Source organism: Gillisia sp. JM1, from assembly GCF_000424645.1.
Lineage (GTDB): Bacteria > Bacteroidota > Bacteroidia > Flavobacteriales > Flavobacteriaceae > Gillisia.
The window spans coordinates 1-20,915 of sequence record NZ_KE384218.1; the positions used below are offsets into that span (position 1 = coordinate 1).

Consider the following 20,915-nt stretch of genomic DNA (forward strand, 5'->3'; position numbering starts at 1 on the left):
GTATTCAAAAATAGCTTAACCACATTGCCTATGGGTGGTGGTAAAGGAGGATCAGATTTTGACCCAAAAGGGAAGTCTGACAATGAAGTAATGAAGTTCTGCCAAAGCTTTATGACCGAATTACAACGCCATATTGGAGCAGATACAGATGTACCTGCTGGAGATATAGGAGTTGGTGGTCGTGAGATTGGATTCTTGTTTGGACAATATAAGCGTATTAGAAATGAATTTACTGGTATACTTACCGGGAAAGGTCGTTCTTACGGTGGATCTTTGATTCGTCCAGAAGCAACAGGTTACGGGAATGTTTATTTCGCACAAAACATGTTGGCATTAAAAGGAGATAAGTTAGAAGGGAAAACGGTAGTGGTATCAGGTTCTGGTAATGTTGCGCAGTACGCTGCAGAGAAAGCAACACAACTTGGAGCAAAAGTGATCACTATGTCTGATTCTGGAGGATATATCCTAGATGAAGCTGGTATAGATGCTGAAAAATTAGCATTTATAATGGAGCTTAAAAACGAAAGGCGTGGAAGAATTTCTGAATATGCTGATAAGTTTAAAAGCTCTAAATATTTTGAAGGACAAACTCCTTGGGGTACAAAATGTGATATTGCATTGCCATGCGCTACTCAAAATGAGTTACACGAAGATGATGCTAAGCAATTGGTGAAAAACGGCTGTAAACTGGTTGGAGAAGGTGCTAACATGCCAACAACTCCTGAAGCTATAGAGGTATTCCAGAAAGCGAACATTTTATTTTCTCCAGGAAAAGCATCTAATGCAGGTGGTGTAGCAACATCTGGTCTTGAAATGTCTCAAAACTCTATGAGATATAACTGGACTGCAGAAGAAGTAGATAAAAAGCTTCATGCAATTATGAAAGATATTCATGATGCCTGTGTAGAGTATGGAAGTGATGGTACAGGAAATGTAGACTACGTGAAAGGAGCAAATATCGCTGGTTTCGTAAAGGTAGCAGATGCTATGCTTGCGCAGGGAGTAGTATAATTTCATTTATATTATAGAATTACGAAAGCCGCTATTAGCGGCTTTTTTAATTATCTTTCCGCAAAATTTCAGTCATGGTAGTTAATACCAACGCAATTGTAATAAGTGCCTTAAAATATGCAGAGGCCGATTTGATCGTGAAATGTTACACGCAAAAATCGGGACTTAAAACATATATGTTGCGGGGGATCTTAAAATCCCGAAAAGGGAAATTCAAAACCTCCTTATTTCAGCCATTAACTCAGTTAGATTTGGTAGCAAACCATAAGAATAAAGGTAGTCTGGAATATTTGCAGGACGCCAAGATCCTGGTTCATTATCAAACGCTACATACCGAGGTGGTTAAATCTACTATGGTGATGTTCCTTTCTGAAATGCTTAAGAATACAATTCATGAAGAAGAAGAAAATGAAGAATTGTATGATTATTTAGAAGGAGCTATAAATTGGCTGGATACCCATTCAGACATAGCAAATTTCCATCTTTTATTTCTTCTCAAGTTAACCCAATATCTAGGTTTTTACCCTGAAGATTCAGAAATAGAACTTCCATATTTTAACTTAATGGACGGTGTTTTTCAGCATTCTAAAATAAATGGATATTGTGTAAGTGGCGCAGTTTTAGAAAACTTAAAGTTGCTATTGGGCACAAATTTTGAGGCATTAAATGAAATAAAGCTAACAAAATCTAACCGAGCTGAGCTTTTAGAATTATTGCTTAACTATTATATGTTACATATAGAATCCTTTAAAAAGCCGAAGTCGCTTACTATCCTACACGAAATCTTCAATTAAATGCGATCAATTTATACTAGCTTATTTTCGCTGCTATTTTTTACATTATCATTTCAAGCCCAAGAGATCACAATTTTAGATCAAGTAACCAAGAATCCAATTGGAAATGTTGCTATCTATAATCTCAATAAGTCCAAAAGTGTACTTTCCAATTTGAAAGGAGAGGCTAATATCTCTTTATTTTCTATAGATGAAAAGTTGATCTTTCAGCATATTTCACATTTGGAGAAGCGAATGTTAAAGTCGGAAATAGGTAGGAATTATGAGGTTTTTTTAGTGGAAGATGAAAATATGTTACAAGAAGTGGTGCTTTCAGTAGCTAAATTTGAGCAGGACAAAAAAGATATTCCGCAACGAATTGTAAGTATAACTTCAGAAGAAATAGCTTTTTCAAATTCACAAACTTCCGCAGATCTTTTAGAAAGTACTGGGAGTGTGTATGTTCAAAAAAGCCAGCTTGGCGGTGGAAGCCCCATGATTAGAGGGTTTTCTACCAATCGCTTATTAATTGCCGTAGACGGAGTTCGAATGAATACTGCTATTTTTAGAAGTGGTAATGTTCAAAATATTATTTCTATAGATCCACTTGCTGTGGAAAGAGCTGAGGTTATATTAGGCCCGGGATCGGTGGTCTATGGAAGCGATGCTATTGGAGGGGTGATGAATTTTTACACCTTGAAACCTTCTTATTCCTTAAATGGCGGCACTTCTTTTAATGCGAATGCGTACACCAGATACGCTACTGCAAATGACGAAAAAACCGCTCATGCCGACTTTAATATAGGTCTTGAAAAATGGGCTTTTTTAAGCAGTGTTTCTTATTCAGATTTTGGAAATCTTAAAATAGGAAGTAACGGCCCTGAAGAATTTTTAAGACCTGAATATGTGACCCGAATTAATGGAGAAGATAGAATTGTAGTAAATAAAGACCCAAAAGTTCAGGTTCCCACTGGATACGATCAGATCAATCTGCTTCAAAAAGTAGCTTTTATGCCTAATAAAACTTGGGATTTTAGTTTAGGATTAATTTATTCTGAAACTTCTAATTATTCCAGATACGATCGTTTGGTGCAAAAGAGAGATGGAAATTTAAGATATGGAGAATGGTATTATGGTCCTCAAAAGTGGTTTTCGGGGAACTTCAGTATCAATAAAAAGGGAAATGGAAAAGTGTATGATAAGCTTCAATTTACTGCTGCTTATCAGAATTTTGAAGAAAGCAGATTCGACAGGAAATTTGATGATGAAACGCTTTACATAAATACCGAAAATGTCGATGCCTATTCCGCTAATTTAGATTTTGAAAAGAATTTTGGTGATAATAAACTCTTTTATGGGGTAGAGTATGTTCTAGATGAGGTTAATTCCACAGGAAAAACCAGAAATATTCTTACTAATGCTGAAGGTGGCAATCCATCCAGATATCCAGATGGTTCAACATGGCAATCGCTGGCGGCATATTCCAGTTATAATTGGAAGCTAAATGAAGATTTAAATATTCAATCTGGTTTGCGTTATAATCATATAATTATTAAAGCAGATTTTCCAGCTTTAGTGCATGATTTTCCATTTGATAACGCAAATATTAATACGGGTGCGCTAACAGGAAGCGCGGGTCTAAGCTGGCGCCAAAATGGAAATACAGAATGGAAATTAAATTTCTCTACTGGTTTTCGAGCTCCCAATATAGATGATATTGGAAAAATTTTCGATTCTGAACCCGGTGCAGTGGTAATTCCTAATCCGCACTTAAAACCGGAATATGCCTATAATGGAGAGCTTGGAGTGAAATGGAAAGTGTTTAAAATTATCACTTTAGACTTGGCTGGCTTTTATACGTACTTGGATGATGCTTTAGTGCGTAGGGATTATGATCTTGAGGGTACAACCACTGTAGAATATCAAGGAGAACCAAGTAGAGTACAAGCAATGCAAAATGCTGCAAGTGCGTATGTTTATGGTTTTGAGGGCGGATTGGAAGCAAGACTTTCAACCAATTTAAAACTACGTTCTCAGCTTACAATTACCAAAGGAAAAGAGGAACAGGATGATGGAAGTAAAGCACCGCTTAGACATGCGGCTCCAATTTATGGAAATACACATTTGGTTTGGACAAAAGATAAGTTGAAATTGGATCTTTTTTCAGAATATAACGGACGCTTGGATTTTGATGAGCTGGCTCCTTCGGAACAGGGAAAAGCTTATTTATATGCAGTAGATAATAACGGTAATCCATATTTTGCAGATTGGTATACTTTAAATATCACTGCGAATTATCGGTTTTCTGACCATTGGAGCACTACAGCATCTATAGAAAACATAACAGATCAGTTATATAGAACCTATTCCTCCGGGATATCATCTGCGGGCATAAATTTTATAATAGCAGTGAGATACAGTTTGTAGATTACTTGTTTAAAAACAAATTATAGCAAATATTTTATTCGACTAATTCTAGACTTCTTTTAAAACAATTGAATATAGAAATGGCTTTTAGCGTTGGCATTTATTTTTTCCAGTCATATTTTGTATGGTCGCAACCACATCTTATTTTTTTCGCAACAGTATCATAATTCTTTAAAGAAACCATTGGTCTTTTACAATCCGATTGTTCGCAGATAAATATTTTTTCTAATTCAAGTATATCAGCCCAGAAAGCTTTTAAATCACCAGCTTTTGGATTGAATGTACTTGCGTGTGATAAGCTATTCAAGATGGGAGAAGCTAATATCTTGTCAATCAAAGTGAATTGATTTTTTAACTCAGGGCTACATACTTTTATTTCAGATTTGATACGAATTATTAACTCGTGTGGCATTCTATGCTCATTTGTTCCATTGTAATTAAAAGATACTTTAGCTTCAATGTTAAATGCTATTTCTTTTAGTGAAAATTCTAAGTATCTACGAATAGGGTTTCCCAAATCTGCGACATTGCTTTCTGCTAAATTCTTTTCAATTCTTTCTTTTAATTCGCTTGGTTCTTCTTCAAGGTATGTTCCTTTATCTTCCGTCCATTTAATCTCGTTTATTAGCCAATTTTTATTTTTTGCTAAAGGGCTAACAATATTTGTGAACCAATCTTCTTCGTGAGTAAGTAATATGATTTGATATTTTGAGAATTTTTCAAAAATAAGTTCTGCAAATCTTTTTCTGTGGTTCGAATCAAAACTTGAAATAACATCATCAAGAACAATAAATTCATTCTTTTTGTTAAAGGCATTTACAGAAGCCAAGAAGAATGATAATCCAAAACAGTTCAAATGTGATTCACTAAAATATTTTTGAGGAGGAGAAACCCAATTTCCATTGTATTTGTATTTTATTGTTATTCCTATTAATTCGTCTTCTTCTCCAATAGTTTCAATTGCAATGTCTTGAAAAGGCTCATCAGGATTCATATCTTGGTAATATTCATTTATTTTACCAGAGAAAGCTGATATGAAATTTTCAAGTCCTTCCTTTTGCCTTTTTACAAATTCATTGTAAATAATCTCTAAAGTCTTACGTTGTTTTTCAAGTTTCACTTTCTGCTTTTCAAATTGCTTTATTTTTAGAAATGCGTCTTTGGAAGCAGAAATATTTGAGTAAAGAACTGCGGAATTATCCTTTTTAAAAATTTCTTGTATTTGCTTAATTCTTGTTGCTATTCCATTTTGAAAGTCAAAATCGGTTGCTGATAATTTAATTGTTTCAGCTTTAGGTATTTTGTTTCCTGAAGTTACTCGCTCTAAACTCGATTTTTGATATTCAGCAATTTTTCCTTTTAAACCTACAAATCCCGTTTTAATTAGTTTGCTTTCATCTGCTGTAATTAAGCTTTCCGAAAGAACCGTATCAAGTCTTTTTATTCGCTCTACGGTTATTGTGTTTACTAACTGCTTAGCTTTATCAAAAGATGCTTTTTTCTTAGAAGATTCTTCAATGGCTTTTAACCTACTTGCAATTTCTGTACGGAGTTCTTCTACATTTTTTGGTTGTAAACAAAGCGGACAACTTGCTTCTTTATGATACTTTTTTGATAAAACGGTATCTCCTGTTTTTAGTAATTCTCCTAAAAAGGTTTGCATAATGCTCTCAACATCATTGGCAATCACTTCAAATTCATCATAATATTGCACATATTCAGAACCAATAAAATCAATCTCCGCTTTAAGTGTATTTAAAACGGTATTTGCTTTTTCTAAAAATGCTAATTCTTTATTTAAATTATTGTTGGTGGAATTTTTTAAGTGACCAAGAATTTTATTAATATCCTCCATTTCCTTAACCTCAATACCAGTTTTGAGAGGTTTTATTTTCTCATTTATCTTTTCAATTAGATTTTCTTCTTGACTAATGGAAGCACCTAATTTTTCAATTAGTTTTTGTTTTTCATTGTTTATTAGCGTTTCAAAATTTTGATTCTTGATTTCTGTCTTTATGGAACTGTAACTTTTTCTAAGGACTTCTTTTTTCTTTGTTACCTCTGAAAAACCTATTATATCAGACAAATATTTTAATTTGTCCCCTTTTGTGGTATCAATGAAGTCTGTAAGATATTGATAACGCAATAAAAGGTTTTCTTCTTTTGAGCTGTCTAAATATTGCTTGAAAATATCAGAAGCATTTGAAAAATCTGTAGTTAATTTATCTCGTTTATTGAACAGCGTTTTGGAGCAATCTAAATCAGGTTCTTTAACAAATGAGATGTTTACTTTAGAAATATCATCAGCATTAAGAGTTGAATTTCTTAAAGCATCTTTTAAATCTATTTCGCTGTTGCTTGATAAATGTGAAACTCGGTTTGTATAAAACCATTCAATAGAATCAGAGATACTGCTTTTACCTGTTCCATTGTCGCCATAAAGCAAAATAGATTTTCCATTTAGCGGTAATTCTAAACTGTCTTTCGCACCTCTAATCCCTTTGATGGTTATGTTATTAATCCTTGTCTTCATCTCTCAGTTTTTGAAGTTCATTTTTAACATTAGTATCTGTCAACTTATCATTTTGATATAGTTCCGATAGCATTTTTGCTATATCGACATCTACATTTTCAATTTCGTCAATTTCGTTGAAAAAATCATCTAATATTTCTTTACCAGATTTCACTTTTTCTGCCATAATCGTTTATTTAAAATATTTCCAATCAATTTTAAAACTGGAAGTGAGTGTTTTGTTTTGAATTTCAAAACCAGATTTGTTATTGCAAATTGGGTAAACACCATATTGTTCCACAAAATCCAAAATGAAATAACTTTCCAAATCTTCAATTCGGAACTGCCATGAATTTTTGAGCATTTCAAAATTGATGTAGGTAAATAATAGAGGTTCAACTTTTCGGTAATTGGTTAATCCTAAATTTTTTGATTTACCACCAAAATGTCCCAACAAACGATTGCCTATACTATTGGTTTTCCTTTCACTCATACCGATATACAACAACTTTGACTTGTCAAAAGGATATTGAATATCAATAGATTGTGTAAAAATAAAGTACAAACCTGCAATACCATTTAATGGTTTTATATTGGATGCCTCAAATGGTTTTGGACTGTCAAAATATATTGTAATAATATTTTCGTTTAATTGATTAGTCATATTTAAACCTTACATTTTGAGTGATATAGGCAGATAGTCCGCTACCAGTTCTTGCTAAAGTTTTCATCTGCTCAACGTGATGTCTTCCAGCTTTCAAATGGCTATAGGTATATGATTTTCCTTCTTTGAACCATACAATAATTCTATCATTTTCGATTTGAAAATAAGTTATAGGTGAATTCCCTCTTTTATTTGAATATTTTTCCATTCGTGGTTTTTAAAAAGCATTAAACTTATCGCCCATAGCGTGTTTTAAATTCCATTTTTTGGTGGTGTCTAAGGCACGTTCCAGTACAATTAGTTTTTTATCTGTTTGGGTTTTAAAATGGACTACAGTTTCGTCTGCAATAATTACATCTAAACAGATTAGAGTTTCTTTATCGCCATCTGTGGCAAATAGAATTTCATTTTTCTTAAATTCCTCTTGTTTAGTTAGGGTGTAATTGAGTTTGAAACCGTTTTTGATTAGTATTTCGGTTATTAATTCATCTTTGTTAAACGCATTAACCAATTGAGCTTCTTTGTCTTTGATGTATTTTTTGAGCAGTTCAATATTTTCTACATCAGACAATTCAGGATTTGGAGCGTATTCTACTCTTGGGAAATTCGATTTTTGAAGTTTGAATACTTTAAATCCTAAACCTTTCAATTGCTCTTGTTCGCTTTCCTCTTTTTTAAACAAGTCAGGTGTTGCTTCTTTCTTTGCTTTAATGATTTTTTCAACTACTCGTTTGTTACGCTCAATAGTGATGTCGCTTATTTTTTTGTAACCGGCTTTGAAGGCTTTACTTTTTTCATCTGTTTGTTCAGGTAATTGAACCAAAATATATTTACGATTTTTACCATCTTTATTTATGGATGATATTGCCTGCCCTAAAGCTCCTGAACCTGCAAAAAAATCAAGAAAAATATCATCATTATTTTCTTGTTCATTAATTGTAAATTGTCGAGTTTCACAAGGTTGTTGATGGAAGTTGATTAAGATCAGATTGTAAACTTAGGATTTTATTTTTAAATTCATTGGGTGTTGTTTTAAATAATTCAGGTTCTATTTTGTACCATTTTTCAACTGCTTGAAAAGGAGTTTTCACATTAAGTTCTTTTCTCAAAGAACCATGCCTCCTGTACAAATTATAGTAGCACAGGAACTCCATCATATCCTTCCCCATCTGCTGTTTGTTTTGATATTTTATTTTTAGGATGGTATTGTTTTTAATCGTTCCGTTGGCTCTTTCCACCATACCGTTCGTTTTTGGTGTTGCTGGTTTTGTAAGCCTATGTTCAATGTTGTTCTTCATGCATTTCACATCCATTTTAGAAGGCTTGTCACAAAGTTTTCCTTTTTTGGACATAATAAGCCTGTTGGTGAATTCAAGTCCATTATCGGTTAAGATATGACTGATATGGACCGGAAAGAAATCCAGGCATTTGTCCATGAAATCTTCTGTGCTCTCAGCCTTTTTGTTTTCATAGACCTCATAGAACATAGTCCTGGTGGCCCTATCTATTGCCACAAATAAATAATATGACTGCCCTTCGAATTTGGGCAAATAGGTTACATCTATATGTAGGTACCCTGGTTTGTAGGCTTTGAATTTTTTGGCAATATCCCTCTTTTCCTGAGGTACTTTATTGATGTTTTCCTTCACAAAACAACGGTAGACAGAACTTCTTGAAATTGCCGGGTTACCCTCCAACAAAGATTCCCAGACCTCATCAATGGGTAGCCACGTGGAACTCCTCAAACTTATGGCAAGCGCTTTTTCCAAATCGGTCAAAGCATATATAATGTTATGGGGCGCACAGGAAACATCTTGGACGAAATCCCTGTTTTTCCATTTTGAAATAGTTTGTTTGGAAACGTTGAACCTTGATGCCAATTCGGAATTTGTAGCAGAATTGGTTTGAATTTGGGTACGAATATTTATATTCGTAGTGGCATTGAAATGATAGATTTGTTGCATAATTATTTTTATTTGTGGTAAAACAAAAATAATCAACTTTTTTATCTGACCCTTTCGGGGTTTTCTTTTTCGGCTACGCCTTCAAAGAAAACCCCGAAAGGGATGAAATGCCATCAACATTGTAGTGAAACTTTACAGTAAATGATAATAAATATTCTAAAAGTGCTGTTGGTTTAGGAAAACTAAAAATCCCTGCACCAATTAAAGATTCAACTTCTTTAGTACCATCTTGATTAAATGGTCCATTTAGAACAGTTATGGGTTTCCCTTTTCTAATATTTCCATTCTCATCTTTTAAATACACTTTATTCCTTACACTATATTCTCCGTCTTTTTTCTTTTTAAAAACAACTTCATAATTTTTGATAGCTTCAAGTAGCCTTGATTCTTCCCACACCCATTGTTTGCGTGGCTTAATAATTTCATTATTATATTCAACAGTATATTTTAAGTTTTCACGGTCATCCATACTTTTTGTCATCAATGGTTGTGTAACATAACCACCTCTTGTAGAGTATTTCTCATCTTTCCTTTTGTCATACTCTGCAATTTGCTCTTTAGTTAAATCAGCTTCAATATTTTTGATGATTTCTTTTGAATAACATAGGATATACTCGTGAACTTCAATGAATCCTTTCGTTTTTGCTCCTGCACCATACTTATTTTTCCAGCAAAATATTCCAACAAAATTTTCCTCCCCAAATACTTCATCACATAATTTACGTAAATGATGTACTTCATTATCATCAATAGACATTAGAATTATTCCATCTTTTTTTAATAGTTGTTTAGAAATGAGTAATCGGCTATACATCATATTGAGCCAATTGCTATGAAAACGCCCATCAGTTTCTGCGTTGGTGTCTATTTTAAAACCATTTTCGGTTATTTCAGCATCTTCCCAATATTCCTTTTTGTCTTGGTTAAATTTATCAGAATACACAAAGTCTTTTCCTGTATTGTATGGTGGGTCTATGTAAATGCACTTTACTTGTTCACGGTAACTATTGCTTAGTAATTTCAATACCGCTAAATTTTCTCCTTCAATTATTAAGTTGTCACTTTCGGCAGGGTTTACACTTCTATTTTCATCATAAACAAGCGTAGCATCAGTAGGTGTAAAAGCTTCACGCTTGGCATTGCTTTTGCCAAACCATCTAAATTCGTAACGTTCGGTTTCGTTTACGCTTTTAGGGTCAATTACTTTTTTGAGTTCGCTAACGTTCAGCTTGCCATCATTGGTAAAAAGGTCTGGCATCAACTGTTTTAATTGTTCCAGTCTTTCTTTGTTCCAATCGTGAGATTGTACGTTTTCCATTGGGTTGCTTGTGTCTTCTATATTTTCCATCAGCCTATTTCTTTTTAGTTTTTGACTCTTTTAAAACCTTTTTTTCATCTGCATTTAGCTTTCGTTGTAATTTTTTCACATCTTCTGCGGGAGCTAAGTTTTCTGGAACAATACCTCTTTTAGTAAGCATATTTCTTACCGCAAGATTATTGTCAATATGTTCTTTTTCTATAGGGTTTTGCCCATTCAAATCTTTACTCTGTACATTTAAACCTGTCATTTCTGCTGCAAGGTCTTTTGCTTTTATACTTATGGTAGGCAAAAAATCTGCAACTGGACGAGTTGTTGGAACACCCATTTTCTTTTTAAGTGATTGTGTGTTTAAACGAAAAAGTGCTTGGTCTCCTTTAGAACGAATAATGGCAAACCCTTTTCCGTCAATACCTCTTTCGTATAATACGCCTGATAATTTTTTTTCGGTTTGGCCTAGTTTCTCACGGGCTTTCACCCGTTCATTTTCAAGTAATCGTTGTTCGATAAGTTCAGACCTTCTGGTCTGAATTGCAAAATAATTTTGTGCAAAAGATATTTCTTCTTTTCTGCTGTCTCCATTTTGGGCTATTAAATAACAAGCATAGCGTGTTAAAAGAATATCGTCAATTTCTTTTTGTGCACCTTTGGGCATTGGTATCGTTTTCCTGACGTCAGGAAAATGATTAGAAACTTCTTCTCCAGCATTAGTACAAGCATTTTTTCCTTTCTGAATTACTTTTTCAAAATTTTCCCATTTGCTATAACCCAAAAGGGATTGAAGCTCTCTTGCACTCCAACATTCAATGCCTTCTAAATCTGAAGATGCAGATTCAAATTGAGTAAAAAGTTGTTTTATTTCGTCTGATTTCATTGTTCAATATGTTTATTAATGTCTTTTGAAGCTTCTGTTTTAAAATATTGATAATCTTTAACAGGTGCTTTGTATTGTACTTCTACTCCTAATGTGGCAAAATGCTTAAGGGCACATTCTATTTTATAAATCTCACTTTCTTTTAGTGATTTTTTATCGTTAATGTCGTTTGTTCCTTTGGTTTCAATTACAAAGTAAAACTCACTTTCTTTTCCATCTCTCAAACTTTTACGTTTCATTACAATACCAAAGTCGGGATTGTAGTTTCCAATAGGAGTAGGGATTTTGTAGTATGCAGGCAGTTTCATAAAGCAAATGATTTCATCATCATTATCTGCTCCCAATGCAAAACTTCTTTCTATGTCACTATCAGTAAGCATACGGTTGTAAAAACCTCTATTTGGCGTATCTCTATAATCTCCGTAATCTACTTGTTTTACAAAATCGTTAAATTCAAAAGGAAAGGTTTCGTCTGTTAAATGATAGTTTAAACCTCTAATCATTTCTTCTAGTTCAATATTCTTAATTAAAGCAGATGCCTGGTGAATAAATTGCGGAGGATTTTTAGCAAAATTTTCGTGATTTGTTTCTCCTATTATTTTGAAGGTTGTGATGTAACTTAAACCTGTGTTTTCACTTATTTCTTCTATTAGGTCTAAAGCTGAGAAATGAGCCTTTAGCTTGTAATTTTGTTTTCCTCCATATTCATCTTCAATGCCCTCTTCCGAAATTGAACCTATGGTTCTGCTACTTACTTCCGCTACATAATCAGCAATTTCAATAGTATGTAAAGCATCTTTACTTCTTTTAATCAATGTTGCTTCATCAAAACTTACGGTGTAATTTGTTTTCTTAGCTAAAGCATTCCAGAATCGTTTAAATGCTTTATTTATAGTGTCATTTTCGCTACGCTTAAATAAAACTTCATTTTGTTTTTCTCCTTTGTGTGTATGGGTCATTCCAGCACCTGCATCTGGTGTTCCGTAAACCTCTTTTATTTCCTCTTGATATTGCGTTACAAAAGTTTCGTAGGTTTCGTTTGGAATTACTGTTAGTTGATTAATTCGGTCAGCTTCATCTACATTTAATTTGTCATAAATACGCTGTCCGTTAGTATCTACACATATTCTTAACCCTCTACCAATTTCTTGACGTTTTTTGATTTCAGAAAAAGAGTTGCTTAATGTTGCAATATTAAAAATGTTAGGGTTATCCCAACCAACACCTAAAGCAGAGTGTGAAAATATGAACTCAATTTTATTTGAAATGGAAACACCAAAGCTTAACAAACCTTTTTTATCTTTTAGAATGGCATCAAAAACGTCTTTATTTTTCCGCATTGATGTTTCATTATCTGTAAACTCATTTTTTGTGGTTTTGGCAAAATATGAACCTTGAATCATTTCAATATGTTCTGCTGTTGGTTCTTTGTTGTCGTGAAACTCTGGGTATATTTCTTTATACTTTTCAATGAAAAGGTTCTTGATTATTGGATCATCACTTACATAATTGGCAACTTTATCAATAAAAATAAGCGAAAGGCATTTTATGCCTTTTTCTTGTAGTTTTTGTTTTTTTGTAAAGTGACGAAGTATTAGCCATTCTAATTGTAAAGCCCAAATACTTTGCACATTTCCAGAAGCTTGTTTTTCAAAAATCTCAACTCCATTATGAAAACTAACAGACCATTTTCCAGTTCTTAGACTTTTATTAATTCTGCTAATTGTGTATTTTAAATAACTTGGGTTGTTCGTTACTTTTCCTAAGTTATCTCCATCTTTCAGCCATTTAGAATCCTTAAATTCAATCTTTCCACTTGTCGATTGATGCCAAGCTTTAATTTTTGCTTGAATCGGATTTTTTCCGTTTTTGGTTTCCGAAAGTTCAAGTTTTAAAGTGGCTTCATCATTCTTTTCGGTAACAGTTAAAACTTCAATCTTTTTTACTAAACCTTGTTTGTAACTGTCGTAAGGTGTTAAACGATACAATTTGTTTTTTGAAACTTTATGTGTTGCAGAATATCTGATTTTAAATAAAGGATTTAATTTAGCTATTTGATTGATAGAATTCGGTGTGTCCATTCCCTCTTGAGGTTCATCCATTATGATAATTGGATTGGTTCGTCCAATAGCTTCAATAAATGGGATGTTTGCAAAAAGGTCTTCTCTTTTGGCTTGGTTCAAAATTTTGTCTTCTGAATTGAAAGAAGCTAAAGTCATTACCATTATTTGCGGATGCTGTTCCTCAACAAAATTGGTAACTTTGTTCAGTCGTTTACTGCTGTATTCAAATGCTTTAGGTGTAAACCCATAAATTTCTTCCAGTTGTTCTTCAAAAATCGAAAGTGTACTTAAAACTCCTTGTCTAATAGCAACTGAAGGAACAAGAATGATGAATTTTGTAAATCCGTAGTGTTTAAACATTTCGTAAATGGACTTAATGTAAACAAGCGTTTTTCCTGTTCCTGTTTCCATTTCAATGGTCAATTCACGCATTTCTTCAAGTTTCGCAATGGCTTCATCAATTCCATTTTCAAGTAAAATAGATTTGATGTTTTCTGTCAACTGCTCATTTGAAAGCGTACAGATATTTGCACGAATACCATCCGTACAAGCATTATCAAATGTGTTTTTGTCATTGCCTTCAAAAACATTTACAACAGATTTGATTGCGGTTTCTTGATATTCTAATAGTTCTAATTTTAATTCCATCAATTTCCGCTTTTATTTTTGCTTATGTACTTCATTTTTTGCTCAGCTACTTTTAATGCTTTGCTCCCAAGCTTTTCATCTTTTATTTCGTACAGTATTTTTTCGCTCAGATATTGAATAATTAGATTGTCTTTGTCTAAATTCAGTATTTCGGCAAGTTTTAGGATTTGTTCTTTTGTTGCTTTTCGTTCGCTTCTTTCGATTTTACTGAGTATAGCTGTATCAATATCGAGTTCAGCAGAAACGTGTCGCAGGAGCAACCCTTTTTCTTCCCTTTTTTCTCTAAGAATTTCGCCTGTAGATTTGTTATTTTTCATTTGTGAAATATCAATTGATTAATTACACTTGACAATTAATGTCAAATGTAATCAGCCTTTTTCTATATTCAATGAATTTGTGTTCCGAACTTATTAACAGTCGGTGAGCGGTGGGAAAAAATAACTCTTTTGGTTTTTAAGGTGTTGGATTATGTGTAGGGAAAAACCAAATGTGCTATTTGTGCGGTTGGCTTTCAGCTTTTGTAAAACTTGTTTTAGTATCCCAGTAAAATATGGAGGAGACCCTGAAACAAGTTACCATTGATGTATTTTCTAAGAATCTGGAAAACGCTCCTTTTAATCGATAAAGATTTGCTTAATTTTTAGGATTGTTCATTTTTTTGCTTGTCCAAGAAAACGAACCAAAAAAAGGACACTTTTTTGTAGGTGTTTCCAATTATGCTACCGCATAATTAGAACCGTACTTCCCCAGCTAAATTTTCTCCAAGGCTTCGAAAATTTTTCGCCGGGGAAGCACTACACTTGTAAAAAAGAAGTTCTAAAAAAAATCGATTAGGAACCATCATGCGTCAATTTCCTACGCTAGATAAATTTTTTTATCACGGGTCTCCGGGTGACGAGAAGATCCGATAGCTCATTGGGGACTAAAAGGATATATAAAAACCACAAATTTTCCAAAATATTGTTGCCATTTATGATGGTCGCTTTTTAACCAATAACAGCCTTCTCTTTTCTCAAAAATCGTTATTTTCGCAATTCAAAAGAAATTACGATATAATGAGCGCAAAGTTCCCTGAGTATAAAGGACTTGACTTACCAAAAGTTGCTGAAGAAATTCTTAACTACTGGAAAGAGGATGAGATTTTTGAAAAAAGTATGAGTGCACGCGATGGTGCACAGCCATTTGTGTTTTTTGAAGGACCGCCTTCGGCTAATGGCCTTCCGGGAATTCATCACGTGATGGCGCGTTCTATTAAAGATATTTTTTGCCGATATAAAACTCAAAAAGGATTTCAGGTTAAAAGAAAAGCAGGTTGGGATACTCATGGCTTGCCTATAGAGCTTGGTGTAGAGAAAGAGCTTGGAATTACCAAAGAAGATATAGGAACTAAGATCAGTGTAGAAAAGTATAATGATGCTTGTAAGAGTGCAGTAATGCGTTATACAGGAATTTGGAACGATCTTACAGAAAAAATGGGCTATTGGGTAGATATGGAAGATCCATATATCACCTACAAATCCAAATACATGGAAACTGTCTGGTGGTTGCTTTCAGAAATATATAAGAAAGGCCTTATCTATAAAGGATATACCATTCAGCCATATTCCCCAAAAGCGGGAACAGGATTGAGTTCACACGAATTGAATCAGCCGGGCACCTATCAAGATGTCACAGATACTACGGTAACTGCAATGTTCAAGGTGAAACCAGAAAGTTTACCAGATTTCCTTTCAGAAGTTTCTAACGAAATCTACCTTACAGCTTGGACAACTACTCCGTGGACTTTGCCATCTAATACCGCATTAACGGTGGGATTAAAAATAGAATATGCGCTGGTTTCTACTTTTAATCAGTACACTTTTCTGCCCAATTACGTCGTGATGGCTAAAAATCTTGTGGAAAAACAATTCGACAAGAAATTCCATAAAATTGAAAATAAAGAAGCACTGAAATCTTATAAACAAGGAGATACAATTCCTTATTTTGTAGAAAAGACTTTTAATGGAGCAGATTTGGTTGGGATAAGATATGAGCAATTAATGCCTTATGCTCAACCTTATAATAATCCTGAGAATGCTTTTAGAGTGATCGCTGGAGATTTTGTGACTACAGAGGATGGTACCGGAATCGTACATACCTCCCCAACTTTTGGAGCAGATGATGCTATGGTTGCAAAACAGGCAGTGCCAGAAGTTCCGCCATTATTGGTAAAAGATAAAAACGATAATTTGGTTCCTCTTGTAGATCTTCAAGGGAAATTTAGAGAAGAATTAGGCGAGCTTGCCGGGAAATATGTGAAGAATGAATACTATGATGATGGAGAAGCCCCGGAAAGATCTGTAGATGTAGAAATCGCAATTCAATTAAAAGAAGACAATCGTGCTTTTAAAGTTGAAAAATATGTGCACAGTTATCCTAATTGCTGGAGAACTGATAAACCTATTTTATACTATCCATTAGATTCTTGGTTCATTAAAGTGACCGAATTTAAGGATAGAATGTTTGAATTAAACCAGACTATTAACTGGAAGCCAAAAGCTACTGGAGAAGGAAGGTTTGGAAATTGGTTAGCCAATGCAAACGACTGGAATTTATCTAGAAGTAGGTATTGGGGTGTGCCATTGCCTATCTGGAGAACAGAAGATAGAAAAGAAGAGATAATGATTGGTTCTATTAAAGAACTAAAAGAGGAAATGAGCAAAGCTGTTGAAGCTGGCCTTATGACCAAAGATATTTTTGCTGAATTTGAAGTAGATAATTTCTCCGATGAGAATTATGACTTGGTAGATCTTCATAAGAATGTTGTAGATACTATTACTTTGGTTTCAGCTTCTGGAAAGCCCATGAAACGAGAAGCAGATCTTATCGATGTATGGTTCGATTCTGGTTCTATGCCTTATGCACAATGGCATTATCCTTTCGAGAACAAGGAAATGGTAGAGAACGGCGAGCGAAAAGCAGATTTCATTGCTGAAGGAGTAGATCAAACTCGTGGTTGGTTCTATACCCTGCACGCTATTGCCACTATGATCTTTGATGACGTAGCCTATAAGAATGTTGTTTCTAACGGATTGGTGTTGGATAAGAACGGACAAAAAATGTCTAAACGGCTTGGAAATGCTGTAGATCCCTTTGAAACATTAGCCGCTTTTGGACCAGATGCTACAAGATGGTACATGATCTCTAATGCAAACCCATGGGATAACTTAAAATTTGATATTGAAGGAATTGCAGAAGTAAGCAGGAAATTCTTCGGGACTCTTTACAATACCTATTCTTTCTTCGTTTTATATGCCAATTTGGATAGCTTTAGTTATAAAGAGGAAGATGTGCCAATGAAAGACCGCCCGGAAATTGACCGTTGGGTACTTTCAGAATTGCATACGCTTATTGAAAAAGTTGACAAATTCTATGAAGAGTATGAGCCAACTAGAGCTACGAGAGCAATTTCAGAATTTGTTCAGGAAAATTTGAGCAACTGGTATGTTAGGCTAAGTAGAAGAAGATTTTGGAAACCAGCCCGACGAGGACATTCTGGCGGGGGAGATTACGAGCAAGATAAAATTTCAGCATATCAAACCCTTTATACTTGTTTGTTAACAGTTGCTAAATTAGGATCGCCAGTAGCACCATTTTTTATGGATAAGCTTTACAAAGATCTAAATGAAGTTTCCGGAAAAGAGCAATTCTCTTCGGTGCATTTAGCAGACTTTCCTGTTTTTGATAAATCGATTATCGATGAATCATTAGAGCATAAAATGCAAAAAGCGCAAACAATTTCATCTTTGGTACTTTCATTACGTAAAAAAGAAATGATCAAAGTTCGTCAGCCATTGCAACGCATCATGATCCCAATACTAGACCCAAAAGAAAAAGAAGAGATATTAGCCGTTGAAGACCTTATTAAATCTGAAGTAAATGTAAAATCTATAGAACTAATAGATGATGCTTCCGGTTTATTAATAAAACAAGCTAAACCTAATTTTAAAGTGCTTGGGCCTAGATATGGTAAGGATATGAAAGCAGTAGTTGAGGTTATTAACAATTTTACTGTAAGAGATATAGAAACTGTTGATAGAGATGGTGAAATAACTGTTGAAATTAACGGAAAAATGATTAATTTGGCATCCAAGGATGTTATTATAACATCACAGGATATTGAAGGCTGGTTAGTTGCTAGTAGCGGAGATATTACAGTGGCGTTAGACGTGAGCATATCTGAAGAATTGAAAAAAGAAGGAATTGCCCGGGAATTGGTAAATAGAATTCAGAATTTAAGAAAAGATTCCGGCTTGGAAGTTACCGATACCATAGATGTGACCCTACTTAGAGATGGCATTGTCGAGGATGCTGTACAACAAAATATAAAGTATATTAAAAACGAGACACTCACTGCAAATCTCGAGTTTGCAGATGTAATTGAAGTCGGAACGGAAATAGAATTCGACAATATTGTTACAAAGCTGAGTATTAAAAAACATTAAGCCCATGTCAACAGAGATTAAAGAACGTTACAACGATGCCGATCTGGCAGAATTCAAGACCCTGATTTTGGGAAAGATCTATAAGGCACAAGAGCAACTAGATCTTTACAAAAGTGCATATATGAACAACGGTAACAATGGTACCGATGACACATCTCCTACTTTCAAAGCTTTTGAAGAAGGAAGTGAAACATTAAGCAAGGAAGCGAATTCACAGTTGGCTATTAGACAAGAAAAATTCCTAAGAGATCTTAAAAACGCTTTAGTGCGTATTGAAAGTAAAACCTATGGAATTTGTAGAGTTACCGGTAAATTGATCGCAAAGGAACGTCTTAAATTGGTTCCACATGCTACTTTAAGTATTGAAGCCAAAAACCTACAGGCCTAGGCTACAGATTTCTAAATAAAATAAAACGCTCCAGTTAATGTTTTACATTAGCTTGGAGCGTTTTTTGCATTGAACTCGTCATGAAATTTTGACTAACTTTTTTAATTTTCTTGCTTAGCCTTTTCGCTTCCGCTCAAAAAGACACTTCTAAACAATTAGGTGCAAAGGAGATTAAAAGTATATATATAGATACCGATGAGGTTTTTAAGATCATTATAAAAACTTCAACAAATAGCGATCTGATTTCTATTTCAACTCATTCTGAAGGAGAATATTTTAATGATATTGCCTTAAATACTGAAGTGAGAGAAAACGCTATTTATCTAACTACCAAATTTCGTGAGATCTTAAAAAGTGGTTTTGATAAGTTGAGCGCGCATAAAGTGTTTTCATTAGAGATTACCTTAGAGATCCCTGAAGAATTGGAGGTTTTTGTAAAATCTAATATAGCATCGGTAGAAGCCGAAGGAGTATATGACTCAATTCAAGTTCAATTAAACTCGGGATATTGTAATCTTTCTAATTTTACTGGGAACGCCCTAGTTAACACTTATAATGGAGCAATAACGATACAAACTAGAGATGCAACCGTAACCGCTTCTTCTAGAAATGGAAAAGTTATTCTACCTTCAGTTGATAGTGGAAAGCATGTAATAAAAGCCACCTCCATCAATGGAGATATTAGAATAGTAGAAAACTAAATAATATTAGTATTTTTGACCCGATTTAACTCAATCCATACATGTCTTTAAAAAAAGCTTCGCTAATTATAATTTTGCTCCTCTTAATAGATCAGATCTCTAAAATATATATTAAAACTAGCTTCGTTTTAGGAGAAGAAGTTAAGGTGCTGGACTGGTTTAGTATCCTATTTGTAGAAAATGAAGGTATGGCTTGGGGAGCCAAGATCCCAGGAGAATATGGTAAATTATTGCTTACGCTTTTTAGATTAGGAGCTATAGTTGGGATTGGGTATTGGTTATGGGATTCAGTTAGAAATAATGGTTCCCGTATTTTGATCACTGCTATCGCATGTATCTTTGCAGGTGCTTTTGGGAATATAATAGATTCTGTCTTTTATGGCCTTATCTTCGACGATAGTTACGGCCATGTAGCGCAATTTTTGCCTGAAAACGGTGGTTATGGCACATTATTTCACGGAAAGGTTGTAGATATGCTTTATTTCCCGTTATATGACGGGGTATTGCCAAATTGGATTCCGTTCTGGGGTGGAGAAAATTTTTCTTTCTTTGATCCGGTATTTAATATTGCAGATACAGCAATAAGTGTTGGAGTGGGGTTATTATTGGTATTCAACAAGAAAGCATTTCCTAATAAAAAGGAAACTGAAGAAGTAGGGTATTCTTCTTAAGCAACACTAGCAACTCTGTCGAATATTTTTTCAAACTTCTTTAGTTCAATTGGCTTAATCAAATAATCTGTAACCAGATTAAATGATTTTGCTCTCTCAAGATCTCTTGGATCTATAGAAGAGGATACGACATAAAGAACAATCTTTTTGTCGAATTGGTTTTTGATCTTGATAAATTCTCCTAAGAACTCCCATCCATCCATTACAGGCATGTTTAGGTCTAAGAAAATGATATCTGGTAACTTTTCTTCTGTCATATTGGTTAGAATTATCTTGAAGTAATCTAAGGCTTCCAATCCATTTTTGAAAATCAATAAATTTTCCGATAATTTTTTAATTTCGATGATTTTGCGTACCAAGTTCACGTATATTTTATCATCATCAATAATACACGCTAGCTCCATTTTTTGCCCCATT

18 protein-coding genes are annotated in these 20,915 nt (G+C 34.1%); 7 read left to right on the forward strand and 11 right to left on the reverse strand.

Translation table 11 applies throughout. The annotated features are described in order from the left end of the window. The 3 genes from gdhA to H033_RS0103305 form a co-directional block, all read left to right on the forward strand. Positions 1-1,011: NADP-specific glutamate dehydrogenase (gene gdhA / locus H033_RS0103295; protein ID WP_026837015.1), on the forward strand; the 1,011-nt coding region annotated here is incomplete at its 5' end. 74 nt (positions 1,012-1,085) lie between these two features. Beyond that, positions 1,086-1,805, forward strand: coding sequence for a DNA repair protein RecO (gene recO / locus H033_RS0103300; protein WP_026837016.1), 720 nt, complete (start codon positions 1,086-1,088; stop codon positions 1,803-1,805). Further along, positions 1,806-4,211, forward strand: coding sequence for a TonB-dependent receptor plug domain-containing protein (locus H033_RS0103305; RefSeq protein WP_026837017.1), 2,406 nt, complete (start codon positions 1,806-1,808; stop codon positions 4,209-4,211). Between the two features lie 100 nt (positions 4,212-4,311). On the opposite strand, the gene H033_RS0103310 is transcribed toward H033_RS0103305, so the two are convergent. From H033_RS0103310 to H033_RS0103355, 10 genes are all read right to left on the reverse strand, one after another. Beyond that, on the reverse strand, positions 4,312-6,744 hold the full coding sequence (locus H033_RS0103310) for an AAA family ATPase (protein ID WP_026837018.1): 2,433 nt from the start codon (positions 6,742-6,744) through the stop codon (positions 4,312-4,314). Further along, positions 6,728-6,910: a hypothetical protein gene (locus H033_RS0103315; RefSeq protein ID WP_026837019.1), complete on the reverse strand. Its 183-nt coding sequence runs from the start codon at positions 6,908-6,910 to the stop codon at positions 6,728-6,730. The genes H033_RS0103310 and H033_RS0103315 overlap by 17 nt, the downstream gene beginning before the upstream one ends. Positions 6,911-6,916: 6 nt before the next feature. After that, on the reverse strand, positions 6,917-7,387 hold the full coding sequence (locus H033_RS0103320) for a hypothetical protein (RefSeq protein ID WP_026837020.1): 471 nt from the start codon (positions 7,385-7,387) through the stop codon (positions 6,917-6,919). Next, the gene (locus H033_RS0103325) at positions 7,380-7,595 is read right to left on the reverse strand and encodes a hypothetical protein (RefSeq protein WP_026837021.1); all 216 of its coding nucleotides are present in this window, start codon (positions 7,593-7,595) and stop codon (positions 7,380-7,382) included. The genes H033_RS0103320 and H033_RS0103325 overlap by 8 nt, the downstream gene beginning before the upstream one ends. Positions 7,596-7,604: 9 nt before the next feature. Then, positions 7,605-8,210 (reverse strand): hypothetical protein, encoded by a 606-nt coding sequence (locus H033_RS0103330; protein ID WP_026837022.1) that lies wholly within the window; start codon positions 8,208-8,210, stop codon positions 7,605-7,607. Between the two features lie 130 nt (positions 8,211-8,340). Beyond that, positions 8,341-9,351, reverse strand: a complete 1,011-nt coding sequence (locus H033_RS0103335) for a DDE-type integrase/transposase/recombinase (RefSeq protein WP_026836997.1) — start codon at positions 9,349-9,351, stop codon at positions 8,341-8,343. A 73-nt stretch (positions 9,352-9,424) separates the two neighbouring features. Then, complete coding sequence (locus tag H033_RS19450; RefSeq protein WP_051227757.1) at positions 9,425-10,699, reverse strand: site-specific DNA-methyltransferase; 1,275 nt, start codon at positions 10,697-10,699, stop codon at positions 9,425-9,427. Between the two features lie 4 nt (positions 10,700-10,703). After that, positions 10,704-11,543, reverse strand: coding sequence for a DNA damage-inducible protein D (dinD, locus tag H033_RS0103345; RefSeq protein WP_026837023.1), 840 nt, complete (start codon positions 11,541-11,543; stop codon positions 10,704-10,706). Continuing rightward, positions 11,540-14,254 carry a DEAD/DEAH box helicase family protein gene (locus H033_RS0103350; protein ID WP_026837024.1) on the reverse strand — a complete coding sequence of 905 codons (2,715 nt, stop codon included), beginning with the start codon at positions 14,252-14,254 and terminating at the stop codon, positions 11,540-11,542. The genes dinD and H033_RS0103350 overlap by 4 nt, the downstream gene beginning before the upstream one ends. Beyond that, a complete protein-coding gene (locus H033_RS0103355) occupies positions 14,254-14,571 on the reverse strand; it encodes a helix-turn-helix domain-containing protein (RefSeq protein ID WP_026837025.1) in 318 nt (105 codons plus the stop codon). Before H033_RS0103355 ends, H033_RS0103350 begins: the two co-directional genes overlap by 1 nt. Positions 14,572-15,309: 738 nt before the next feature. Between H033_RS0103355 and ileS the strand changes: the two genes are divergently transcribed. The 4 genes from ileS (at position 15,310) to H033_RS0103375 (ending at position 20,498) form a co-directional block, all read left to right on the forward strand. Beyond that, positions 15,310-18,738 carry an isoleucine--tRNA ligase gene (gene ileS / locus H033_RS0103360; protein WP_026837026.1) on the forward strand — a complete coding sequence of 1,143 codons (3,429 nt, stop codon included), beginning with the start codon at positions 15,310-15,312 and terminating at the stop codon, positions 18,736-18,738. 4 nt (positions 18,739-18,742) lie between these two features. Further along, on the forward strand, positions 18,743-19,126 hold the full coding sequence (locus H033_RS0103365) for a TraR/DksA family transcriptional regulator (RefSeq protein WP_026837027.1): 384 nt from the start codon (positions 18,743-18,745) through the stop codon (positions 19,124-19,126). Between the two features lie 110 nt (positions 19,127-19,236). Further along, on the forward strand, positions 19,237-19,827 hold the full coding sequence (locus tag H033_RS19455) for a hypothetical protein (protein ID WP_231367540.1): 591 nt from the start codon (positions 19,237-19,239) through the stop codon (positions 19,825-19,827). Positions 19,828-19,868: 41 nt separating this feature from the next. Beyond that, entirely contained in the window at positions 19,869-20,498 is a 630-nt protein-coding gene (locus tag H033_RS0103375) for a lipoprotein signal peptidase (RefSeq protein WP_026837028.1), read from the forward strand. Here the strand turns inward: H033_RS0103375 and H033_RS0103380 are convergent. Further along, on the reverse strand, positions 20,495-20,914 hold the full coding sequence (locus tag H033_RS0103380; protein ID WP_026837029.1) for a response regulator: 420 nt from the start codon (positions 20,912-20,914) through the stop codon (positions 20,495-20,497). The two genes, H033_RS0103375 and H033_RS0103380, sit on opposite strands and share 4 nt — an antisense overlap. Position 20,915: the final 1 nt, after the last annotated feature.

What these genes read in the sequence shown, in the direction of transcription:
- recO (WP_026837016.1), top strand. Translation starts at nt 1,086, where the DNA reads ATGGTAGTTAATACCAACGCAATTGTAATAAGTGCCTTAAAATATGCA.
- H033_RS0103305 (WP_026837017.1), top strand. Translation starts at nt 1,806, where the DNA reads ATGCGATCAATTTATACTAGCTTATTTTCGCTGCTATTTTTTACATTA.
- H033_RS0103310 (WP_026837018.1), bottom strand. Translation starts at nt 6,744, where the DNA reads ATGAAGACAAGGATTAATAACATAACCATCAAAGGGATTAGAGGTGCG.
- H033_RS0103315 (WP_026837019.1), bottom strand. Translation starts at nt 6,910, where the DNA reads ATGGCAGAAAAAGTGAAATCTGGTAAAGAAATATTAGATGATTTTTTC.
- H033_RS0103320 (WP_026837020.1), bottom strand. Translation starts at nt 7,387, where the DNA reads ATGACTAATCAATTAAACGAAAATATTATTACAATATATTTTGACAGT.
- H033_RS0103325 (WP_026837021.1), bottom strand. Translation starts at nt 7,595, where the DNA reads ATGGAAAAATATTCAAATAAAAGAGGGAATTCACCTATAACTTATTTT.
- H033_RS0103335 (WP_026836997.1), bottom strand. Translation starts at nt 9,351, where the DNA reads ATGCAACAAATCTATCATTTCAATGCCACTACGAATATAAATATTCGT.
- H033_RS19450 (WP_051227757.1), bottom strand. Translation starts at nt 10,699, where the DNA reads ATGGAAAATATAGAAGACACAAGCAACCCAATGGAAAACGTACAATCT.
- dinD (WP_026837023.1), bottom strand. Translation starts at nt 11,543, where the DNA reads ATGAAATCAGACGAAATAAAACAACTTTTTACTCAATTTGAATCTGCA.
- H033_RS0103350 (WP_026837024.1), bottom strand. Translation starts at nt 14,254, where the DNA reads ATGGAATTAAAATTAGAACTATTAGAATATCAAGAAACCGCAATCAAA.
- H033_RS0103355 (WP_026837025.1), bottom strand. Translation starts at nt 14,571, where the DNA reads ATGAAAAATAACAAATCTACAGGCGAAATTCTTAGAGAAAAAAGGGAA.
- ileS (WP_026837026.1), top strand. Translation starts at nt 15,310, where the DNA reads ATGAGCGCAAAGTTCCCTGAGTATAAAGGACTTGACTTACCAAAAGTT.
- H033_RS0103365 (WP_026837027.1), top strand. Translation starts at nt 18,743, where the DNA reads ATGTCAACAGAGATTAAAGAACGTTACAACGATGCCGATCTGGCAGAA.
- H033_RS0103375 (WP_026837028.1), top strand. Translation starts at nt 19,869, where the DNA reads ATGTCTTTAAAAAAAGCTTCGCTAATTATAATTTTGCTCCTCTTAATA.
- H033_RS0103380 (WP_026837029.1), bottom strand. Translation starts at nt 20,914, where the DNA reads ATGGGGCAAAAAATGGAGCTAGCGTGTATTATTGATGATGATAAAATA.